This window comes from Herbaspirillum sp. GCM10030257 (assembly GCF_042666555.1).
In the GTDB taxonomy this organism is placed as follows: domain Bacteria; phylum Pseudomonadota; class Gammaproteobacteria; order Burkholderiales; family Burkholderiaceae_D; genus Noviherbaspirillum.
The window spans coordinates 1-21,913 of record NZ_JBHTDH010000049.1; the positions used below are offsets into that span (position 1 = coordinate 1).

Sequence of the window (21,913 nt, forward strand, 5' to 3'; positions counted from 1 at the left end):
CCACTGGCAACAACCCGCCAGCTGCAGCCAGTATCCTGGAAGGCAGAACGGAATACCATCTTGCACATCAGCATGCAAATAAGATGCTATTCCGTACTGGTTTGCCCGGCAAACCAGTACGGGCAAATTCGACTACATACTGCTGTGAATGACTATAAATGGCCGGAGCCGGCAGTAGATCGCTTTCGGGCAGTCGGCGGCTATTGACCACTTTCCGGACGGTGCTAGGCCGGGCGGGAAATGCGGGACGCGACCCAAAGCCGCCTTACAATGATGCGCAAACCGGTCATTGAATATATCAGTCTCTCACATCCTTTGTTTGGGGCTTTGAGTTTATGGCTTAGTGTCTGATGAATCGTGAGGCAAGACTGCACATGGTCTTTATGAACTGCTAAATATCCATGGGCTTGACGACATATTCTTCAACGCCAAGCGCCATCGTCTGGTTGATGTCAGCCTCCAGAGCCGAGCCGGTTAAGACGACTACCGGAATCGACGACAGTGTTGGCGTTGCCCTGATCGTACTCAACACTGTAATGCCGTCAACCGTCGGCAGCTTCAAATCCAGCAAAATCAAACCGGGATTCTTTGGCACTCTATGCTGATATTTGCGACGGCATAGAAGGTAATCAAGGGCTTCTTCGCCGTCATTGGCTACAATTACCTCATTGGCAACGCCGCACCTCTTCAGTGCCAGGAGCGCAAATTCAATATCGTTATCAGCATCTTCAACCAGCAAAATCGGACGGTTCATTGTGTCAGTGATTCCGGACAGTCAAACAAAAAAAAACTTAGAGTCATGAACCACATGCCGATGTTACATTCTCTCAAGTTCGATTGCTGAGATGCGAGCGTGCCGGATAGCAGAAGTGTACCATCGTGCTTTAGCCGCGCATGTCACGGCAGCTTATAGGAATTGCAACATTATGATGGATATGCCCACCTCGCCGTCCCAAACCACAACTCCCGAGGGTAAGTTTCAACTGCTTGTTTCTGGCATCAGCGACTACGCGATCTACATGCTGGACCCTAACGGTATTGTGACGAGTTGGAATGCTGGCGCGCAACGCTTTAAGGGATATACCGCTGATGAAATCATTGGCCAGCACTTTTCCCGGTTCTACACCCCCGAAGATCAGCAAACCGGCCTACCGGCCAAAGCACTTGAGATTGCATTGAAAGAAGGCAAGTTCGAGTCAGAAGGATGGCGCGTGCGCAAAGACGGCACCCACTTCTGGACCAGCGTGGTCATCGATCCCATTTACGATACCAACGGCGAGCATATCGGCTTTGCCAAAATCACGCGCGATGTGACCGACCGCAAAAAAGCACAGGAAGCATTGCGGGAAAGCGAACAGCGGTTCCGCATGCTGGTGCAGGGCGTAACGGACTACGCGATATACATGTTGTCGCCGACTGGTGAAGTCACCAACTGGAATGCAGGTGCGCAGCGGATAAAAGGTTATACCGCTGATGAGATCGTGGGTACGTCGTTTGCGCGTTTTTATATACCTGAAGAGCAGGCAGCCGGATTGCCTGCTGCGGCCTTGGCAACAGCAGCCAGGGAAGGCCGCTTCGAGCGTGAAGCCTGGCGTGTGCGCAGGGACGGGAGCAGGTTTTGGGCGCATGTGGTAATCGATGCGATCTACAACGATGACGGTACATTGGCCGGCTTTGCCAAAATCACCCGCGACATCACGGAGAAAAAGAATGCTGCCGAAGCGCTGGAACGTGCGAATGCAGCGCTGTTTCAATCGCAAAAAATGGAGGCGATTGGCCAGCTGACTGGTGGCATCGCGCATGACTTCAATAATCTGCTGTCCGTCATCAGCAGTGGACTCGAAGTGCTGCCTTTGAAGACGGAGGAGCCCAACCACCTGAAGATTGTCGACAGCATGCGCCGCGCTGTTGACCGTGGTGCGACACTGACCCAGCAACTGCTTTCCTTTGCACGACAGCAGCCATTGCGCCCGGAAAAGTACAACCTGAATAAAGTCATCAACGGATTCGAATCAGTGCTTCGGCGCGCTGGCAACTCGACTATCTCCTTCAATATGGACCTGGCAAGCGATTTGAACAAGGTTATGGTCGATGCGTCGCGTTTCGAGACTGCGTTGCTAAACCTGGTGGTAAATGCACGGGATGCCATGCCAGATGGCGGAGCGCTCTCGATTTCCTCGTCCAAGGTAACGCTAGCCGATCAGCAGGTATCAGGGCTGGCCGCCGGGCAGTATGTCAAGGTATCGGTATCAGATACGGGTTTTGGCATGCCGCCAGAAGTGATGGCACGGGCGTTCGAGCCATTCTTTACCACGAAGGAAATGGGCAAAGGCACTGGATTGGGGTTAAGTCAGGTATATGGCTTCATGAAGCAATCGGAAGGCGGTGTGAACGTTGAGTCAGCGATTGGCCATGGCACCACCATCAGCCTGTATTTCCCGGCCCTTGACGAACGTAGCAGTAACGTCGCTCCAGCCGAAGACGTGAGCGACAAAGTGTTGGTGGTCGATGATGAACCGGATGTATTGGAAATGGCGACCGCACTGTTTCGCACCATCGGTTATGAGGTTTTTACTGCCAATAATGGCCAAACTGCCTTGGAAATATTGGAGCGGAGCAAAGACATATCGGTACTATTCTCGGATGTCATGATGCCGAGTATGACTGGGATCGAGCTAGCTAAACGGGTGCGCCAACTTCGACCGGACATGAAAATACTACTGGCTTCAGGTTATGCATTGCCAGCATTAAAGGAAAAGCATAGCGGGGTCGATGAATTCATGTTCATGAATAAGCCGTACAAACTAGCCGAACTTGCCAAGAAACTACGGTCGTCATAATGCGGTGTGAGTCAGGAATGACGTTGATGCGAAGGACCGTTACGATTTGGGTAAGCGTTCGAAATTAGTCACGCAGTTCGATTCTCTTATGGAGGCGTCGTGCCGCGCACATCGATTCGCATTGATCTATAGAAAAGGGACTGCACCAAGCCGTTGAATGCAGTCCCTTTGTGCCTCTCACACGTCAGCCAGTCATAAGTGGCACACTCGAATGCTAAGTGATGCTTTTACTTTTTGCTTTGTCGGGTATCATACGTAGTCAACTGGCCCTTGTGTAGTCTCACATACTGTCACAATGAAGCAGTTAGTGAAATCGCGTCATCTGAATCGCCGATCTTTTCTGCTTCCTTTTGCCTTGCGTGTTCGCTTATGCGCATCGAGATTTACGGCCGACCGACTGGTAATGGCCGGCTTACGTCTCACTGAGATGCGAGGACAACGGCAGCTCTGAGTCGCGTTCTTGCCATTGATCTCGTCGTCCGAACCTGCCGGAGGCGAGCCAAATCGGACTTTGAGCAAGACGGGGTGTTGCTTGATCAGGCTCAAGGCTTGCCGCCAACCTCAGCGAGTATTGCAATGAGTTTTCGGGTATCGACTGGCTTGACGAGGTGATGATCGAATCCCGCGGCCAGCGTTTTCTCGCGGTCTTTCTCCTGGCCATAGCCAGTCACAGCAATAAATACTGACCTGGCAGTTTCTGGCTGGGCGCGAAGCCGCTGCGCCAGTTCATTGCCATCGATTTCCGGCAAACCGATGTCAAGAACGAAGACCTGCGGCGGTTCAACGCGGGCCCGTTCCAGTGCGCTACGAGAGTCATGTTCCACCATAACTTGATGACCCGATGCTTCCAGTAGCATGGCAAGCATCGCTGCTGCATCCGTGTTGTCGTCCACGACCATGACCCGCAAGGGTTTCATGCGTTGCAGCGAAGCGGTGCCGGGCGGATGATGCTCGTCTTGTTGGTTCTTTAGGATAACGCGCGGCAAGCTGATGTTAAATTTGCTTCCCTTTCCGATGCCTTCACTTGCGCACGACACCGTTCCCCCGTGAAGCTCCACCAGGCTCTTTACCAGAGCCAGGCCCAGGCCCAGTCCGCCAGCCGCCCGGTCGGACGAGCGTTCTGCTTGCGTAAACAACTCAAATACATGTGAAGCCAGATCCGCAGTCATGCCGATACCGTTGTCCACTACACTGATAAGAACATGGGAGTCACTCACGTCGGTTTTGAGGACGATGTTGCCGCCCTCTTTGGTGTACTTGGCAGAGTTGTTCAAGATATTGGTGATGACTTGCACCATCCGTTTCTTGTCTCCAATGACCGTGGTGTTTTCCGGCGACAAATGCAATGTCAGGTGGTGACGCCGGAACTGCATCAGTGGCGTTACCTGCTCGACCGCATCGGTGACGATGTACCTGATGTCGAGCGTTGCATTGTCCAGCTCCACTAGGCCTCTGGTGACCCGCGATACATCAAGCAGATCATTGATCAGGTGGGTCATGTGGTCAACCTGCCGGCCAATAATCTTGCTTGTACGGATTACCTGCTGTTCATTCAGCTTGGTCTGCTGCAAAAGTTCGGCGGCAGCACTAATCGGCGCCAGCGGATTTCTCAGCTCGTGCGCCAGCATTGCGAGAAATTCATCCTTCCGTGCATCTGCATGCTTCAAATTCTCCTCAGCGAGCTTCTGGTCATGGATATCGGTGCAAGTGCCCATCCAGCGAATGATTTTTCCGGAGTCGTCGCGGATCGGTAACGCTCGTCCCAAGGTCCATCGGAATTCGCCGGAGTGATGCCGCAGGCGGTACTGTATTTCATATGGCTCGCCGGTTGCCAGGCAGTGCTGCCATAACTCCCAGCTACGCGCCTGGTCTTCTGGATGAAAGATGGCGTTCCAGCCTGTACCGTCGGTCGTGCCTGGCGCCATACCTGTGAAGTCATACCAGCGTTGGTTATAGTAATCATGGTAGCCGTCCGGCAAAGTTGACCAAACCATTTGCGGCATCGCATTGGCAATCGTACGAAATTTTGCTTCACTTTCACGCAATGCGGCTTCCGCCTTCACCAGCGCCGTGATATCCATCTGGGCAACAACTGATCCGATGACTTTATTGATCGCATTTCGAACAGGTGTGCCATGAAGCAGGAGTGTGCGCCTGACACCAGGCATTCCGAATGGCTCGATTTCGATAATATCGCGAGGCGAATCCTCACCCGCCAATGCGCGCACCTGTGCCCATTCGTGCGACGTTAACGGTTGACCGTGTCTTTCTGAGCCGTCTGCCCACCAGCCTTTCCAGTTGCCATAGTCATCCACGTTCTCAGCCGCAGGAAAGTCTCCCCAGATGCGACTGTTTTCCGGATTCGCCAGGAGCATTTTGCCGGTACCGTCTGCCAGCGTGATACCTACCGGAGCAGCTTGTAACACTGCATCGAGGCGTTGTCGTTCCGTTTCAGTTCGTTCGACAGTGATATCTGCGAACCGGGATACGGATTCGGCCAACGCTTGATCAATCGCCTCGTTAAAGCGCATCACGTCTTCGGGTGCAGTAAGCGGATTGCTTTTCGCCGCGTTGCCCCAAAGCTTCAGTACGCTGGCACGCAGGGCGCGATATTCCGACACCAATTGAGTAATGGTATAACCCGACTCCAACCGTTCAGTGGCATGTGCCTCAGCGTAAGTCTCGCCAGTGCTTCTGCGGCCCCTACCTTTGGATTTTTCCGACTGCTGGTCAGGTGTCTGGGCGCTGTTCAGGTCAGCGATAATGGTATCGAGAATATACGAGACATGGTCGCGTAGCGCCTCTGCATCCATGACAAGTGCCGGCGGATTGATGGTTCGTGCAAACTCTTCCCACTCCATCAGGATGGATTCTTTGTTTAGCGAAATAAATGTGGAAAGGCGCATTGGGGACTCAGTGCAAACGTTGGGTCAAAAAAGTGCCGGATGGCTTAGACCCGCTACAACTGCCTGCACTGATCACTGTTGACGAACAGCTTTTGAAGATTCAGGCCATTCTACCTAATTGGAGAAGGGGTGTATCACTTTAATGTTTCAGTGGAGTTGCCTACTTTCAAGAATGGCGGACGTTTCTATCAATTCTGCGGGTGCACCGCCTGCGATCGGTCATGCACCGCCAGCCCACGCTAGATCTGGCCGTTCGTGATCAGTCGAAAGCGGTCCTACCTCAATTTTGGTCGTATGACCGCTCATGGCCGCCACGCGTCCTATAGCCGTCTAGAGCCAATGGCAGCTCAGGGCTGCATTCCAGCCAGCAGCGGTATCGCAGAACGGAAGCGCGGGAGGCGACCCTTACCCGCCTGTCGGCTCTCTCGATAGCAGCCGCTCAACGTAGAGGTATTTGGCGAATTGCATCAAGAGCGCGCGCAGCGCGCGGACGCTGCAAGGCATCCATGTTGACTGCCATGTTGTATCGCATGTTCCTACTGCTCCTTTAGATGCGCGGATAACCGTTTCACAAACTCGCGCACCTCTTGAACTGTGACTTCCGACTCTAAGCCTCTATCATTTCTAAATTCAAACGCCCGAACTTCACCTTCCAGCGGCACGGGCTTAATGCGAAAGTGCGCGACTGCGTGACGCAGGTTGAACATCAAGCCGCGTAGCGTCTCCGGATTAGGATCGTTCCTTCCTTGCGCAGCACCGGGTGCCTTTATCGAGGTCGGGGTAATGCCCCACTTGGAGAGTTCGGTTAGCGGTGTTTCAGGAATCGCGTCCAACATTGTTTCCTTCGGGACAACCAGAAGCCCGAGCAGACAATTGATCAATAGAGTTGCATCATATTTGCCGTCGTACTCCTCGACGATTGCCAGCGTGTGCTGACTGAAGGATCGTTCAAAACTTGACAGATAGCTCATAAAGTCCCCGCGTAAGCGTCACGTCGCGGCCGTATGGACGAGGTTCGTTCAGATTCAGCTAGCTTTTTGCACAGCCTCAACGTAGAAATGCCTGGCGGACAATCGGCGGGCGAATGGTCGCCGATTGGACGTCCGCGTCGATCGTCATGTTAGGCCTCTTCAGCGCGTTACCAAACGAGTTTCTTTTCGTTCCCCCACCCTTCGCGACCAGTCTTCACCCCTTTATGTCCAGGCGTTGGCTTGATCCGAAACACGATACGCCCGTCAATCTCTGGAGCGCTGGACTCCCGATGAACCCGGAACGATAGAATCTTTCCCCCAAAGTGAGAGGCATCACTCTGGCCAGAGTGCAAATATAATTCGCCGCCCACAAGGCGTAGCGCGGTATCCTCCGCGATGACCCAGTACCCACTTTCCCACTCCCCATCGGTGCCCGCTAGCGGACGAACATTATTCAGACGCTCGACAAAATGGACGGCAGGCATAGGCAGTTCCTTCAGTCACACTAACTTGTTATAAATCGCAAAACACCTAATTATCATCGGCACGTGTCGTTTAACAAAGCAAGCCGGTTCACCAACGAGTCGCATGACCATTGGCTGTTCCCCGATTGCCTGTGCCAAAACACAGGTTTAACAGAACAGCGAAACCTCGCAATGAAAAAGCGCAAATATAAGTATGGAATTTGTAACGCGAATGATTCACGGAACTGTCCGCTTTGGGAAAAGGTTTGACCGGCAGGAAATGGCCGCTGGTCGCCTCCTGGCGACAGTCAAAATACGGCAGCTTATGACAGTCTCGCTACTGAATCAGTATTGGATGTTTTGGCCTGAGTAACTTTCTTTGTCTTTTGCTCGGCGGTTTTCTTAGCGTTTACCTTCTTCGGTTTAGAAGCTTTAGGCGTCGACTCAGTGGACTTCGAGGCCTCAGTCTTGGTGGCTTCAGTTGCTGCTGCAGGCTTGGCCGCATCAGAAACAGCAGGCTTTTCAGTGGAAATAGAAGCTACTGGAGGTTGGGCTCTCGAGCTGCAAGGGCTGTACTTAGCGAGTGCCATTGTGGTCGCATTGCTTGGCGCTGGCCGATACAGCATTGGCGGGGTCGCCGGCAAGTGGAATTAACGTCTTAGTTTGACATTGACGGAAGGAGCAAACATCGCGCGCGAACGGCCCTCAGTGAACAAAAGGACAGGCCATGCCTGTCCTTTTGTTTTTTAAGTCGGCCTCAAAAAGCACACGACTGCTAATCCATTGAGAAAGCCTTACCGGAAAAGTCGACGGTCACAAGCGTCCCATCAAGCTTACCCATACCAGGGGCGTTCAATGGCATGCCAGGCGCGGAGACGCCCTTGACCTTCGGCTGCGCGATTAACTTCTTGACTGCATTCGCGGGGACATGGCCCTCAATGACTTGCCCTGAACCGTCGACCACTCCAGTATGACAAGATGCCAGCTTCTCTGGCACGCCAAGACGCTTTTTGACCGCCTGCATATCATCGGAGTTAACTGCCTTCACCCTGTAGCCAGATTCCCGAAGGTGCTCGACCCAACCTTCGCAACAACCACAATTGGCATCTTTGTAGACGGTTATTGACTCGCCTGCGGCATGCGCCAGTGACGATGCCGCTAGAAAGACTGCAAAGAATAACTTCTTCATTAATACAATTCCCTTTTACTCAACCAGAGTGCATAGCGACCCGGCATTCTCCGTTACACAGCAAGCTGCATCATTCAGGTTGCTGAGGTTTCATTCAATGGCCCATCATCTGATGATGCTTTTGCATCATCTCCATGTGCTGATGCCGCATTTCCGGCGCCATCTGACTCATGTGCGCCATACACATATCCATCATTTCCTTGTCGGCCATCATGGCCATTGGCATCGAACCCATAGAACCATTTGGCTGAGAAGCCGGGCCTATTGCACAACCGGCCAGTGTTAATACTGCGAGCGCGGGAATCGCCAATAGTGTGAGTTTCATGACTACCTCCTATGAGAGTTAGACGGCTCATAAAACGAGAAGCTCAATACCGTTACTTCTTAACCTGCAGCGAAGTTACGGTTGCGGTGTTTTCCAGGTTATCAATGTTGAACTTCACCTTATCGCCAACTTTTACTTTGGACAGCATTGATGGGTCTTTGACTGGAAAAGTCATTGTCATTGGAGTCATCTCGACGGTCTTGGATTTAACAGGCCCGTGTTTCAAGGTGATGTTCTTCTTGGCTTTATCGATGGCTTTGACTTCTCCCTCGTTCACGGCGGCGTTGCTTGGGGAATCATTTTTCCCACTGTTCTCCATGCTATCCATTTTCATTCCACCCATATTGCCCATATCACCTTTGCCCTGGTATGCAGCCGAGGCGTTGAACGCCAAAATAGCGAAGCCAGCAGTTGCCACGAGCATGAAGAAAGTTGAGTTCATTTAATTTTCCTTTGGTTATGTAAGTAAATAGTGAAAGTGAGCTACGCCGTAAAGCTGCTAAGACGAACGCTTGCGGTAGAGCGCAGCCTCCGCTCCTGAAGAAGACCCCATGCCGCGGGGATAACAAAAAGGGAAAGCAAGGGAGCGGTAACCATTCCGCCGACCATCGGTGCCGCAATGCGCTGCATGACTTCTGAGCCAGCGCCAGACCCATACATAATGGGAACTAAGCCAGCCAAAATGACGGCAACAGTCATTGCCTTTGGTCTGACTCGAAGCACTGCTCCTTCCCGGATCGCATCCATAATCAGCTCACCCGTCAATACTTGCCCCGTCGCTAAGCGCTGATTCAGCGAGTTGCGCAAATAGACAAGCATGACTACACCGAACTCCGCTGCCAGACCCGCAAGTGCTATAAAGCCGACCGCGGTAGCTACCGATACAGCGTGGCCAAGCAGCCATACGAACCAGAAGCCGCCGATAAGAGCAAATGGCACCGTCAACATCAGGAGTAACGCCTCTGAAGTCGACCGGAATGCCAGATACAGCAGAATATAAATAACGACCAACGTCAACGGAATGACGGTCTGTAGCTTCGCCGCCGCACGCTCTAAATACTCGAACTGGCCGGACCAGCCAATTGAGTAGCCCGCTGGCAGTTTCACCTCTTTTTGAACCGCCGCTTGCATGGTCTTTACTGCCGAATGAAGGTCCGTACCTCGGACGTCGACATAGACCCAGCCAGACAGTCGTGCATTCTCACTACGTATCATCGGTGGGCCGTCGGTCACCATGACGGTCGCGACATCGGCTAGCCGAATTTGCGCACCTTTGTCAGTCACGATAGGAAATTCCCGGAGCGACTGTACCGAATCCCGGTAGTCCCTCGGATAGCGGACATTGATTGGGAATCGCTGTCGTCCATCGACCACTTCTCCAACGTTTTCGCCACCTATCGCGGATGAAACGACGGATTGCACATCGGCGACTGATAAGCCGTACCGTGCCGCACGCGAACGGTCGATATCCACGTCAATGTAGCGGCCACCGCGCAGACGCTCCGCTAGTGCGGAAGTTACGCCAGGCACTTTCTTGACGACGGCCTCAACTTGCGAAGTAATCTGGTCAATCTGCCCCAAATCTGCTCCAGATACCTTCACGCCCACTGGCGTCTTGATTCCGGTGGACAGCATATCGAGTCGATTCCTGATTGGCGGCACCCACACGTTGGATAACCCGGGTACTTTGACGACCCTATCTAGTTCCTCGACAAGTTTTGCAGGCGTCATTCCGGACCGCCAGTGTTCACGGGGTTTAAATTGAATAGTTGTCTCAAACATTTCCAATGGCGCCGGGTCCGTTGCGGATTCGGCTCTTCCCGCCTTGCCGAACACCGTAGCGACCTCTGGTACGGTTCGTATAAGCCGGTCGGTCTGCTGCAGAAGTTCGCTTGCCTTGGACGCGGACAACCCAGGCAACGCCGACGGCATGTAGAGCAAGTCGCCTTCGTCCAGCGGTGGCAAAAATTCACCACCCAGACGCGATATGGGAATTGCAGTCAAAGCCAGCGCAACCACCGCAATCCCAATCGTGGCCATTGGATGACGCAGGCTTGCCTCCAAGAAAGGGCGGTACCCTCGTATTAGAACCCGGTTGATTGGATTTGACGCCTCGCTCGGAATCCGCCCTCGAATCAGGTACCCCATAAGGACCGGGACAAGAGTGATAGCTAGCCCTGCAGCGGCTGCCAGCGTGTAGGTTTTTGTGTATGCCAATGGCGCAAAGAGCTTACCTTCCTGGGCTTCCAACGCGAAGACTGGGACAAACGACAGTGTCACGATGAGCAGCGAGAAAAAGAGAGCCGGACCAACTTCAATTGCCGAGTCAGCAATCAATTTCCAACGCTCGTTGCCTCCCAGTTCTTTTCCGGGATTGGCATGTTCGTAGGCCTCAAGGTGCTTGTGAGCGTTTTCAATCATGACGATGGCCGCATCGACCATCGCACCAATCGCAATTGCGATACCACCAAGTGACATGATGTTGGCATTGACGCCTTGGTATCGCATCACTATGAAAGCAGCCAAGACGCCTAGGGGGAGTGACACAATCGCCACGAAGGCGCTGCGCAAATGGAACAGGAAGATGGCGCAGACAATGGCGACTACAACGAACTCTTCAATGAGTTTGTCGCGCAGGTTCGTAACGGCGGCCGCAATGAGCTTGGAGCGGTCATAAGTCGGCACCACTTCAACTCCTTTGGGAAGTGACCCTTGGAGGGTTGCCAGCCTTGCTTTCACTGCCTTGATAGTTTCCAGTGCGTTTTTACCGGAACGCATGACTACTACGCCCCCAGCGACTTCTCCCTCGCCATTGAGCTCGGCAATGCCGCGTCGCATTTCAGGACCTAAACGTACGGTTGCTACGTCTCGAAGCGTCACAGGGGTGCCGGTCTCACTGGTAGACAGCAATACATTACGGAAGTCCTCCAGCGTGCGTAGGTACCCGCGAGACCTCACCATGTATTCTGACTCTGCCATTTCCACGACGGAGCCACCGGATTCTTGATTTGCCTTCGATAGCGCCTCAAGTACTCGTGCGTGTGAAATGCCAAATACGCGCAACTTGTCCGGGTCGAGGACAACCTGATACTGCTTGACCATACCCCCGATGCTCGCCACTTCGGCGACGTCCGGGACGGTTTTGAGCTCGAACCGCAGGAACCAGTCATTCAAAGCCCGCAGCTGGCTAAGGTCATGTCCTCCGGTTCGGTCGACTAGTGCGTATTCAAAGACCCAACCCACTCCCGTGCCGTCCGGGCCAAGTTCTGCGCGGACCCCTTGCGGTAGCCGGCTTTGCACCTGACTGATGTATTCCAGAACGCGAGAGCGGGCCCAGTACAGGTCCGTTGCATCATCGAACAGCACGTAGACGAATGAGTCTCCGAAGAACGAGTACCCCCGCACTGTTTTCGCCCCCGGCACTGCCAGCAAGGCTGTGGTGAGCGGATAGGTAACCTGGTCTTCAACAAGCTGCGGCGCCTTTCCAGGGTACTGTGCACGGATAATTACCTGTGTATCCGACAAATCCGGCAAGGCGTCGAGTGGCGTGTGTCCCAACGCCCATAGGCCCCACCCGGCAATGGCCACGGCTGCCAGCAAGACCCAGACCCGGTTGGCAATCGACTCGCGAATGATTCGCGCAATCATTTCTTACCTCCACCGGCGGGCGTTACGTTTTCAAGTAGGTAGCTGCCATTGTTTTCCTTGAATGCGAACTCGACGTCTTGGCCAACTTTGATGCTCCCAAAAGCCTCAGCAGCCGGCTTGTTGAAATCCATTGTCATCGCTGGCCATTTCAGTTCAGGAATGGGCTTGTGCGACAAGGTGAGACTATCCGGGGATACCTTTTCCACCTTGCCGATACCGCGATACAGCGGTCCGGCATTGGCCGGTGCTGGTTGAGTGGACGCCTGCCCTTGAGGCTCAGTTGGGTTGGCGAACTTCGGCAGTACGGACTTCAGGCTGGCCTCGGAGTCGATGAGAAATTGTCCCGACGCGACGACTTTTTGACCCTCCTTTAGTCCGCTCAGGACTTCAGTGCTGTCGCCGAAATCGCGGCCAGTCTGCACCTCAACCGGTTGCATGGAGTTGTTCTCGCCGGCTACCAGAACAACGGAGCGCTTGCCCGTCGTGATGACTGCCTCGGTCGGCACTAAGAGCCGGGAAGCAGGCTTATCGGTGCCCAGGCGTACACGCATCAGCATCCCCGGAATGAGGTTGCCGTCCCGATTGTCCAATTCAAGGCGTGCCTGCACGGTACGGGTCGATGTACTGACTCCAGGAAGGATTTCACGCACAGTGCCCGAATATTTTCGATTTCCCTCCCCGGAAAAGCTGGCTTCCACGGTCATGCCGGCGCGCGCGGCTCGTGCTGCCGATTCCGGAATTTCAGCCAGCAGCCACACCTTGCTCAGACCTGCGACCTTGGCAATGGTCATCCCAGGCGAAACCATTGCTCCATCGCGTACGGGAAGTTCAGTCACAACGCCGGTCACCGGCGACGTCAGCGTAATGTTGCGTTGTACTTGTCCAGTACGGTCAACCTGAGCAATGACATCGTCGGGAACAGACATCGCGCGCATACGTTCGCGCGCCGCCGAGGCGAGCGCATCATTGCCGGAGCGTTTCAGTGCAAGAAACTCCTCCTGCGGAGCAATCCAGTCAGGTACAAACAATCTGGCAATCGGCTCGCCTCGTTTGATTCGCTGCATGGGGGAACGGGCATACAGCCTTTCGATGTAGCCTGTAACACGACTTTGCACGACCTCCGCGGCACTTTCGTCGAACTGGGTTGTGCCTACGACCTCAAAAGCGTCTCGAGTCTCTTCGCGACGCGCCGTGGCGAAGCGGATACCCAGATTCTGTTGCAGTGTCGGGCTGACTTTTATACCGCCTTCTGTACCAGCTTCATCGGCATATACAGGGACGAGTTGCATATCCATGAAGGGACTCTTGCCTGGCTTGTCGAATTTGTGGCCTGGCACCATCGGGTCGTGCCAGTACAGCACTTTTCGCCCTGTCGCTTGGTCAGTTTTGTCGTTGATAGCAGAGGCTGGCATCGAAGCCGAGGATTGATGGTGACTACCGACCCAGTAACCACCAAATGCCAATCCAGCTCCCACAAGCGCCAGCGCGCCGCCTTTTAAAATGGTCGCTCGCTTCATTGTGCGGACCTCCCCGGAGTTGGCATGTTATGGGGGACAACGTGATATTCCAGGCTTGCCCAAGTCATCGCAGCATCTTTTTCCAGCTCGGCGATTTGGAGCTGCTTTTCCACCAACATCTTCTTCGCGTTGAATACTGCGCTGAGGCTTCCTGTGCCGGCGCGATACGCAGCGGTAGCCAACTCAACCTGCTGGTTCGCAAGCGGCAGTAGTTGTTCCCTTAGCGCCGCTACACGCTCGTTCAGGCTGGTGAGCGTAAATGACAATGTCTGGATTTCATTTTGAAGTTCTCGCAGCGCTTCCTCGTACTGCAGGCGAGCCTTTGTCGCCAAGGCAGACTTTTCCGCGATGTCGCGGTCCTGCCGTTGGCTAGGGTTCACAGTCAGCGGAATACTGACACCGACAGAAACCATGTTCGAGTACTGACCTCCACGCTGGCTGTAGCTTGCCTCTACAGACCAGTCGGGCCTCCGCTCGCGACTTGCAACCGTCGTTTCAGCGTCAGCAAGTGTGACGGCCCGTTTGGCCATCATCACCATCGGGTGATATTTTTCCAAGTCCTCGACCGCGAGTTTGGCTACATGCGACACGAGGGATGGCAGAGCATTGTCGACTGATTCCACTGGAGCCAGCACCCATCGCCCGAGTACTGCGCGGGCTGTGCGCAACTCTTGTTCGCTTTTTCGTGCGACATCCTGGACTTGCACCAAAGTCAATTGCGCCTGCGCTGCGTCCATTGCGCCGCTTTTGGCACCTCGATAGGCTGCTTGCTGTGTTTCCAGGTCCGCTTTTGCTTCGGTTTCCAGCATTCGCGTCAAGGAGGTCGTACGTTGCGCATACCAAACGGCTACCCACGCCTTGGCAGTTTCCTCTCGTACCTTAGCGATATTGGCAAGATGGTTAGCCTCTTCCATCTCGACAGCGCGCTGTGCCCGCTCCGAACGAGCCACACGTTTGTCCGAAGAAACCCATTGCTGTTCAATTCCGACGCGACGCATGGTCATGAAATCATGCGTCAAGCTCAGGCGGTCCGGTCCGTTCACCGGTAGGTTGTCTACTCCAAGCTTGAGCATCGGGTCGGGCAACTGGTCCGCCTTTGCCGCAGACTCCCGAGACGCTTCAATAGCTGCAACGCTCGCCTGGTTTGAGGCGGAACGCTGGGTTGCCTGTTGAAGTGCCTGGTCTAAGGTCAATCCGGCACTTTGGGCGCATGAAAACGATGAAGCAAGGCTGAGCACCATAGCGGCACCCAAGCGAGATAGGTTGCGCGACTGGCCTTCGACAGTCAGCGGCGCATGAAAACGCGAAAACATAGTTTCCCCTGTAATTGAGACGAATGCCGGCCACGCAAAGTGCCGTCCGGCGAATCAACACAGGGTCAGGTCAAATGCGTAATCGCAGCGTACGAAGGTATGGCGGGTCTACGCCGGTTTCAGGTGAGGATTCGTTCCAGCGAGAGAGAGGAATGGTAGAAGTGACCGACACAGACGCCGGCTGAATAAAGGAAACGACAACGGGGGTGAGTACGGGTGGAGCAGCCAAGTGCTCGAGAGCTAAGTCTGCGCCAGACTGAAATTCGACGCAATGGACCGGCTTTTCCTTGTCCATATCCGCACATGGCATTCCTTCCATCATTCCCGACATGGCGGGCTTCGCCAGCTCCGGACAGACGTATGCAGCCATGGCTATTCCTGACGTCAAAACCGTCATAAGAAGGACGCCGGCGATAAGCCTGAAAAATGATGAAAAGAAATGACGCATTGGATGTGACATCAATAATAACGTCAGTATAGCTTAAGCAAGCACCATCTTTTTGTGGACTCAACTGGCTTTACTGCCAAACAGGACCATAACATATCTTCAAATAGTGTATTCAATGTAAGGTGTGCATTCACAATACGCATACCGCTGTTTTATCCTAACGCGGACGAGAGTTCCGCAATGGGTAAGCGCGGCAGAGCCAGCCGCCGAAAGCTGCGCCTTGTCTCCGCACCCTCCGAGATGGTCAAAGATCTCCTGAAGCCGCTGCGTGACAAATCGTGCAACACTCACAACATAAAATTGTGTACCCAAGGGTTATCTTCAGGCAGTCCCAACAAATCATTGATGGCTCAGTCTTATCCGGAGGAAAGCTTCCTTCCTCGACCCGGTGATGTGGTTTTGTTAAATTCAAGCCCGAGATCAGGTCAGGAGGAAACGCATCCGTTGCCATCCAAAGTGATTCCCAGCGTGGCGGCTTGTCAGGACACCGATGCCATACAACCAAGCACAAGTTGTGTTTGTCACGCCAATAATAGGCCATGATCGGTGCTGTATTGACCGGTGCCAAAGCCGCGGGCTCTCTCTCTGCAGCTGCCCTCACCCGTCTTGCTACGCTAAGATAGCGCTGCCATATTTCTGCCAAACATCTTTCGTAAATGACGTCTGTGCATAACGGACGCAAACTCGATATTGGTCGCCAGATCGTAGTTTCATACTGCCGAAGATGGCTCCACTGATCGAGCAGCGTTAAATCATAGGGAATGGTACGGACCAAGTTTCCCGCATAAAGGCGCTTCGCACGAAATTCCTGATTATTAACCAGTTCCCTTAAGCCATCTGCATGACTCATTGGCCCAAGGGCATCAGGTAACCATTTTCGAACAAGGTCAATTGAATGATCTCGTAGTGAAAGGGGCGGCCCCGATACATGATGGCGAATACTGTTTGCAGAAAGACGGCTGCGTATCCGCTCCTTCGCAGCCTCGAAGGTGGCCACCTGGCGTTCTATCTGCACGAGCGTCGACCTAATCAGTTTCTTCCATGGTCGGTCGTCGCAAGTGATTCGGCTACTTACCTGTTCAACCTCAGGCAGATCTCGCAGCAGTTGCTGAGGGAACAGCGTCGTACCATCTTGTATTAATCTAGCCTGGGATGGCCGAATAGAATACGTATGTTCAGTAGGAAGTACAAAAATCTGGGAAGGCAATAAGCATTCAGTTGCCTGCAAGGGCGACATCCAGAGTGAGCCCAAACATCTCAGACAGTCGCTAACCGACTGCGCAAAAGATGTTATTTGGCCTGCGAAGTCTACGAAGGACGTCGCAGGGAGCCAGCAATCCTCGCTGGTATCTTCCAAGGACCTTATCCATTGGACGTAATCGTCGATGTTAACAAAGTATCCCCGAGGGGGAGCCTCCCAGTTGCGTATATTGTTGCAATCCCAACTAGACTCTTCGCCGAACATGGCACGGAAGAGCGCTGGAACCATCGCCAAGTCTGAATGTGCTGGAAAACCTGCGTTTTCGGTTTTTTCATCTGATCTGGCAAGCACGCACTTAAGTTTGGTACCGTGCACGAGGCACCGGTAAAACCATGGAAGCTGATGAAACACCGCATGATATCCAGTAGCAAGGCATTGTGGGCAAACCCGCAAACCCCCAATAGTAGGAGAAAATTCCTGTATTCGAGCTGCACTTTTCGGAATAATTGCCTCGTAGGTACATGTCCGCATTATTGAAACCGGCTCAGAGAGGATCCGCGCAAACACCGCCAGGGGAAATCCGTGGTCGTCAAGCGTGGACGCACGAACGCCGAATAATTGGCCGCTTACTTTATCTTCCGTACCTGCTCGTACATTTGACTGTCTGCGGGCTGCGGAACGGCATAGGAAGTCAGCCAAGTAATCGAACATGAACGGCGGCTTCACCTTATTGAGGTGGCACAACTTGGCAATGATGGACGGCATTGATTCATAGGGACGTAACGAACCACTGATCCAGGTGATCGCACTTAACGGTAAGTTCATGCGCGTCCTCCATCATCAGAGCGTAAGCAACAAATTGCGGAGCAATTACATGACCTAGGCCGAGAACGGGCCTGGTCCTATTCTTTGTTAACTTAGAAGGTCTTTCTTTTCTCTGTCTTTGTCGCTTCCGGCAGACTTATCAAAGCATTCCCGAAGCCGCTTCGCGATACGGCAGTTTGGAAAGTTTTCTGGGGAATCACCGGCAACGAGGCGTCGAAACGTCCCAGCTCATTCAACAAGATGACCAGCGAACTAGTGACATAATGCATCGGGATTACCATTGCGTCCCGACGCCCTGCATCTGCCCAGAAGTGCTGCATGGTTTCGTAGAGTGGCTTGGCAAGATACTGGATATGCCATCCATCCCGGACAGCTTCAGGTAAATAGTAGGATGCAAAGGGCCTCTCACTGTCGGCAGGATAGATAGCGTCGTCATACTGTTTAAGGCAGCGCGCAAACTCTTCATAGGACGAGATGCCAGGAAGCGCCCAGTCTTCCGTCATAAAGCGAGCAACGTACTCATCACGACCGTCTTGAATAAAGTTCGCCTTCTGGCCCAAGAGTTGTTGCTGACCGACCAAAAGACAGAATAGTCTTAGACCCCGACCTTCCAGTTCATTGCTAATGTTAATCAACCAGGAATAATGCAACTCGTTCAACAAGTGCGCTTCATCAAAAAACAGAATAACAGTACGCACCGGCGACCGCTTCGCTCTTGCGGTTAGTGCGTCGGTGAGGCGGTTGCGTCGCTCCGTCACCGTCCCCTTCTTTGCCCATTGATTTCGGGTACATTGCAGCAGGTGTTGAAAGAACGCCCCCTCATTATCCTTATGCTGGCGCCTTACCGGTACCTCGATCCACGGCACGGGAGCCAGGGCGTACTTTAGTGCGCTCAACGCCCATCTGGCTGCAGACGACTTGCCGAAGCGTGGCCGGCCATAAACGATTGCTCCCAGCATACCGCAGGTGAGCCATCGTTCCAGATGAGCATAAAATAGTGTACATACCGGCGTCCGGATAAGGAATGCACGCCCCGCGAGTACCCGCGCGGTCAGCGCCACCTGCTGTTTTTGCGAATCCTTTGGGATTCCATTCATTTTCGGTATTGCACGTTTATGTTGATAAGGCGCCGTTCGACGTCGTCATAGTCTGGCGGATTCACTGGAGCTATCGGTGCCTCTTTCGCGAAGGCCGAATTATTGGCATGGCCGTAGACGGTATCGTCTTGATCCTCGCTCGCCTGCTCTTTTTGCATTCTGGCGACTTTTGTCGTCGCGCGGCGTGACCTCAGTGCCTCGGTCTCGCAACTCTCTCTGTAGGCGCGCACAACATCATGCCCGAGCAGCTTTTCTCCATTGTTCTGCATGCGAATAATTTCTTCACGGGTCTTCAGGCTATGCTTTGTGCGCCGCCACCGCTTTTCCACTTTCAGCAGCCCAATAGAGGTCCCGTCCATTAGAAAACATTCCACGGTTCGCAAGTCTTCCGTGCATACGCCTAACATGATTGGTTTTCGAAGAAGCAGCGCGTGGGCTGACAGTACCTTGCTGTGATACCTTGCCCCTGCATACCGTACACAAAGACGGTCATGGTCTTTCGATATAGTCTTCTCTATGAACATATCAAATTTCAACACCTCCTGCCGTATATTCTCCGGGATCCGACGTACAATTACAGTACGGCGCATGACAGCACGACGCATCACTTCCAGTCGACTAATGCTCGAGTTCGGGCCGGGGCTGCCATTGATGCGGGCAATCAGTAGATCGACAACGTCTTCCAGCATCTGCAGCGTCATGCAGCGGTCCGTCGGCAGGCGCAGCATGTGCCGCTTGTCCTTTGGATTGGATCCGGAAGTCCCAATCAACTGATGAAGTCCAGCCTCCTCGAGGATGTGAAAAAAGCCTTCAACGTAGGGCCGGGCATTTGGCGCATAGCTGGGAGGGAATACAGTGACAGCGCCTACGGTACGCTCGACGAAGCTCCGAAATGCTTCACTCAAGTGCGCTTTCGCATTATCTACCCAAAGCTCGTCGAAACAGGCGTAACTTAGTTCCTCTATGACACCATTTGGCAGACCGTCTTGAGGGCCGTAACTGACAGTGTTCACCACTAACTCGCGTTTTCTCCATGGTTCAAGCGAACTGCGAACAGCGCGAATGATGTCTGCGCTAGAGTAGTTTTCGCCGAGCGCATACGTATAGCCGATGGTCGCTCCGCTGATCACCTCAATGAGTACAATTATCTAACTGCGAGTAATTTTTTTCTTGATGACGCCTTCTCCTGTGGGGGAGGGTATCTCGATTGTCGCGTGCACATCAATCTTGTGGCCATCACATTCGACCCTCCCATACAAGCGTGTAGCAGGAACTGCCGTTTCGTCATCCGAGGAAATTCGTGCGCGCTTAACTGCTTCTGGATCGTTTGCCCCTAGATTGCGCAAGTAATGAATGTGACGCTCTTTGCTTACCCATTTGCGGATAGCTGGTCTTCCTAATCCATCTGTATTGAACGGATACATCGGCGCCGTGACCTTCATTTCATCGCAAAGGTTAAGAAACAGTGTATGAATGCTCTTCAACGGGGGACATCTTTCGTTAGTGCGTTGGCTCTCCCTTTTACCAAGAATCGCATAGTCCCAGAGTGCGTTTCGGATTTTCGGATATCGTGTAAACAGCGCCGTAAGCGAGCCGGATCGGGGCCGGGCCTCCCGCAGTCTTACTGGATCACTCTGACATGACGATTCCATCCGTGTGTAAGGAACAAGCGCACGGAAACCAAAAATTCTTCCGTCTGGATGTGCTTCCAAACAGCGCTTGACGAGTCGATAGAGTGAAGACCTGTCAATACCAGTTTGCTGAACAATCTGCTCAATCGGTACACTATCGCTATACATTCGGATAGCATGCTCCCGTGCGCGGTAGTCCAGGGCAATATCCAAATGAAGTGTTTCAGCATTGACGGTTGGCCATGTCGCAAGATCTTCGGCAAGGAAACCCCCTCTCCGGCTAGCTCTATTTGATTTCATGGAAAATGGATAGCTGTGTGGAGTAGTTGAAGGCGAAACGATTGATATCTGAGTGCACCTTCCTATCCAGGATAAGTGCCGCTATCGCAGCCTGCACCCAGGACTCGTCGAATTGACGCAGCGATTGAATGAGAAAATCGACAGTGACCGTGCGTTGATGTCGCAGAACGGCAGTGGCTTCGGCAATGACGTCAGTCGGAACATACCTGTTGGGAAAACATGCAAACCGCATAAGTTGTTTGAGATTGGCGAGCCTCAGTCGATTCGAGCGGAGCGCGCTGATTTGCCACCGCACGACGGTACACTGATTTTCGATGGCCCAGCCGGCCAACGGATCGGCTATGGACTCTGATGACGACGCCGTTTTTGCGGTCTCAAGACGATGTGTAAGAATTTCCGAGCTGTCGATAAGGTGGACTTGATACGTCCCGTCTATACCTCGTGTGATAAAACTTGGGCGGAAATAAAAGATGCTATCCCCACACGCGGCGGGAAATTGTGGTGGCCATTCATTAAAGGTGTCGATTTCTGGATTTGATTCGAGCTCGGTCCAAAGGTCATACCGGGCGTGCGAGTAAAGATGTATTTCGCGTCGCACCTTCTTGGAAAAAGTGACATATAAATGACACTCACGATTTTCCCTTGAGAACTTTTCAGGTCCCTTCAGTGCCGCAAATAACGGATGCTCGCATTGATAGGTCTTCACAAATTAAATGTATTTGGTCTGACGCCAAATGCCAGACAAAAGCACATTACATTTGCGTATTGACAATGTTGTAAGGAAAGGCCCCGAAACTTACACGCTTGTGCAGTTTTCAGTACTTTGTGGGTTTGACGAAGATGCCACAATCTGCATACTATTTACGAAATTCTAATAATAATCAATTAGTTAGATCAGAGGCAACGTCCGTAGTTTATGGTTATAGCTCGGCCGAGTTGTCTAAAACCAGACATGACAACCTCATGCGACGCCATGCTATTACCCTATTATCGAAAGTCCGCTTTCGCCCTGAGTCACTCGTCAAGGGATTTTTAGAGCTGTTTGGCCGGTGTGACTAATGGCGAGCCATGGCGCTTCAATGTGTCCAGGTAAGTTGCTTCATTATACGGCTGCCGGTTTTTCCAAACCTTGTAGAGAATCCGGATCCACTTGAACGCTAAAGCACGTATCGCCACGCCGTGGGCGGCACCCTTGTTTCGCTGTTGCCGATAGAACGTCCCAGCCCATGCTGACCGGG

At 53.1% G+C, this 21,913-nt stretch carries 17 protein-coding genes and 2 pseudogenes; 2 read left to right on the forward strand and 17 right to left on the reverse strand.

Annotated features, from left to right (window positions below):
• Positions 1–391: 391 nt before the first annotated feature.
• On the reverse strand, positions 392–754 hold the full coding sequence (locus ACFQUU_RS27845; protein ID WP_382251741.1) for a response regulator: 363 nt from the start codon (positions 752–754) through the stop codon (positions 392–394).
• A 175-nt stretch (positions 755–929) separates the two neighbouring features.
• Here ACFQUU_RS27845 and ACFQUU_RS27850 point away from each other — a divergent pair, with 175 nt between their 5' ends.
• Positions 930–2,840 carry a PAS domain S-box protein gene (locus tag ACFQUU_RS27850; RefSeq protein ID WP_382251766.1) on the forward strand — a complete coding sequence of 637 codons (1,911 nt, stop codon included), beginning with the start codon at positions 930–932 and terminating at the stop codon, positions 2,838–2,840.
• Positions 2,841–3,382: 542 nt separating this feature from the next.
• Here the strand turns inward: ACFQUU_RS27850 and ACFQUU_RS27855 are convergent.
• From ACFQUU_RS27855 to ACFQUU_RS27865, 3 genes are all read right to left on the reverse strand, one after another.
• Positions 3,383–5,746, reverse strand: coding sequence for an ATP-binding protein (locus tag ACFQUU_RS27855; RefSeq protein ID WP_382251743.1), 2,364 nt, complete (start codon positions 5,744–5,746; stop codon positions 3,383–3,385).
• 536 nt (positions 5,747–6,282) lie between these two features.
• A complete protein-coding gene (locus ACFQUU_RS27860; RefSeq protein ID WP_382251744.1) occupies positions 6,283–6,717 on the reverse strand; it encodes a HEPN family nuclease in 435 nt (144 codons plus the stop codon).
• A 787-nt stretch (positions 6,718–7,504) separates the two neighbouring features.
• Positions 7,505–7,771 carry a hypothetical protein gene (locus ACFQUU_RS27865; protein ID WP_382251768.1) on the reverse strand — a complete coding sequence of 89 codons (267 nt, stop codon included), beginning with the start codon at positions 7,769–7,771 and terminating at the stop codon, positions 7,505–7,507.
• Here ACFQUU_RS27865 and ACFQUU_RS27870 point away from each other — a divergent pair.
• Positions 7,725–7,835: pseudogene (locus ACFQUU_RS27870) on the forward strand (GntR family transcriptional regulator); the annotation flags it as partial. The gene ACFQUU_RS27865 and the pseudogene ACFQUU_RS27870 sit on opposite strands and share 47 nt — an antisense overlap.
• A 121-nt stretch (positions 7,836–7,956) precedes the next feature.
• Here the strand turns inward: ACFQUU_RS27870 and ACFQUU_RS27875 are convergent.
• The 13 genes and pseudogenes from ACFQUU_RS27875 to ACFQUU_RS27935 all read right to left on the reverse strand — a co-directional run.
• Positions 7,957–8,370, reverse strand: a complete 414-nt coding sequence (locus tag ACFQUU_RS27875; protein ID WP_382251745.1) for a DUF411 domain-containing protein — start codon at positions 8,368–8,370, stop codon at positions 7,957–7,959.
• A gap of 94 nt (positions 8,371–8,464) precedes the next feature.
• Positions 8,465–8,695, reverse strand: coding sequence for a hypothetical protein (locus ACFQUU_RS27880; RefSeq protein ID WP_382251747.1), 231 nt, complete (start codon positions 8,693–8,695; stop codon positions 8,465–8,467).
• 52 nt (positions 8,696–8,747) lie between these two features.
• Positions 8,748–9,137 (reverse strand): copper-binding protein, encoded by a 390-nt coding sequence (locus tag ACFQUU_RS27885; RefSeq protein ID WP_382251748.1) that lies wholly within the window; start codon positions 9,135–9,137, stop codon positions 8,748–8,750.
• Positions 9,138–9,178: 41 nt separating this feature from the next.
• Positions 9,179–12,343: an efflux RND transporter permease subunit gene (locus ACFQUU_RS27890; protein WP_382251750.1), complete on the reverse strand. Its 3,165-nt coding sequence runs from the start codon at positions 12,341–12,343 to the stop codon at positions 9,179–9,181.
• The gene (locus ACFQUU_RS27895) at positions 12,340–13,860 is read right to left on the reverse strand and encodes an efflux RND transporter periplasmic adaptor subunit (protein WP_382251752.1); all 1,521 of its coding nucleotides are present in this window, start codon (positions 13,858–13,860) and stop codon (positions 12,340–12,342) included. Before ACFQUU_RS27895 ends, ACFQUU_RS27890 begins: the two co-directional genes overlap by 4 nt.
• Positions 13,857–15,173 carry a TolC family protein gene (locus tag ACFQUU_RS27900; protein WP_382251753.1) on the reverse strand — a complete coding sequence of 439 codons (1,317 nt, stop codon included), beginning with the start codon at positions 15,171–15,173 and terminating at the stop codon, positions 13,857–13,859. Before ACFQUU_RS27900 ends, ACFQUU_RS27895 begins: the two co-directional genes overlap by 4 nt.
• Positions 15,174–15,243: 70 nt before the next feature.
• A complete protein-coding gene (locus tag ACFQUU_RS27905; protein ID WP_382251755.1) occupies positions 15,244–15,543 on the reverse strand; it encodes a hypothetical protein in 300 nt (99 codons plus the stop codon).
• 322 nt (positions 15,544–15,865) lie between these two features.
• The gene (locus ACFQUU_RS27910; protein ID WP_382251756.1) at positions 15,866–17,647 is read right to left on the reverse strand and encodes a TniQ family protein; all 1,782 of its coding nucleotides are present in this window, start codon (positions 17,645–17,647) and stop codon (positions 15,866–15,868) included.
• A gap of 92 nt (positions 17,648–17,739) precedes the next feature.
• Positions 17,740–18,744: an ATP-binding protein gene (locus tag ACFQUU_RS27915; protein ID WP_382251758.1), complete on the reverse strand. Its 1,005-nt coding sequence runs from the start codon at positions 18,742–18,744 to the stop codon at positions 17,740–17,742.
• Positions 18,741–19,874, reverse strand: coding sequence for a hypothetical protein (locus tag ACFQUU_RS27920; RefSeq protein WP_382251760.1), 1,134 nt, complete (start codon positions 19,872–19,874; stop codon positions 18,741–18,743). Before ACFQUU_RS27920 ends, ACFQUU_RS27915 begins: the two co-directional genes overlap by 4 nt.
• Before the next feature lie 18 nt (positions 19,875–19,892).
• Positions 19,893–20,675, reverse strand: a complete 783-nt coding sequence (locus tag ACFQUU_RS27925) for a helix-turn-helix domain-containing protein (RefSeq protein ID WP_382251762.1) — start codon at positions 20,673–20,675, stop codon at positions 19,893–19,895.
• A complete protein-coding gene (locus ACFQUU_RS27930; RefSeq protein ID WP_382251764.1) occupies positions 20,662–21,381 on the reverse strand; it encodes a hypothetical protein in 720 nt (239 codons plus the stop codon). The genes ACFQUU_RS27925 and ACFQUU_RS27930 overlap by 14 nt, the downstream gene beginning before the upstream one ends.
• A gap of 326 nt (positions 21,382–21,707) precedes the next feature.
• Positions 21,708–21,913, reverse strand: a pseudogene (locus tag ACFQUU_RS27935) (IS110 family transposase); the annotation flags it as partial.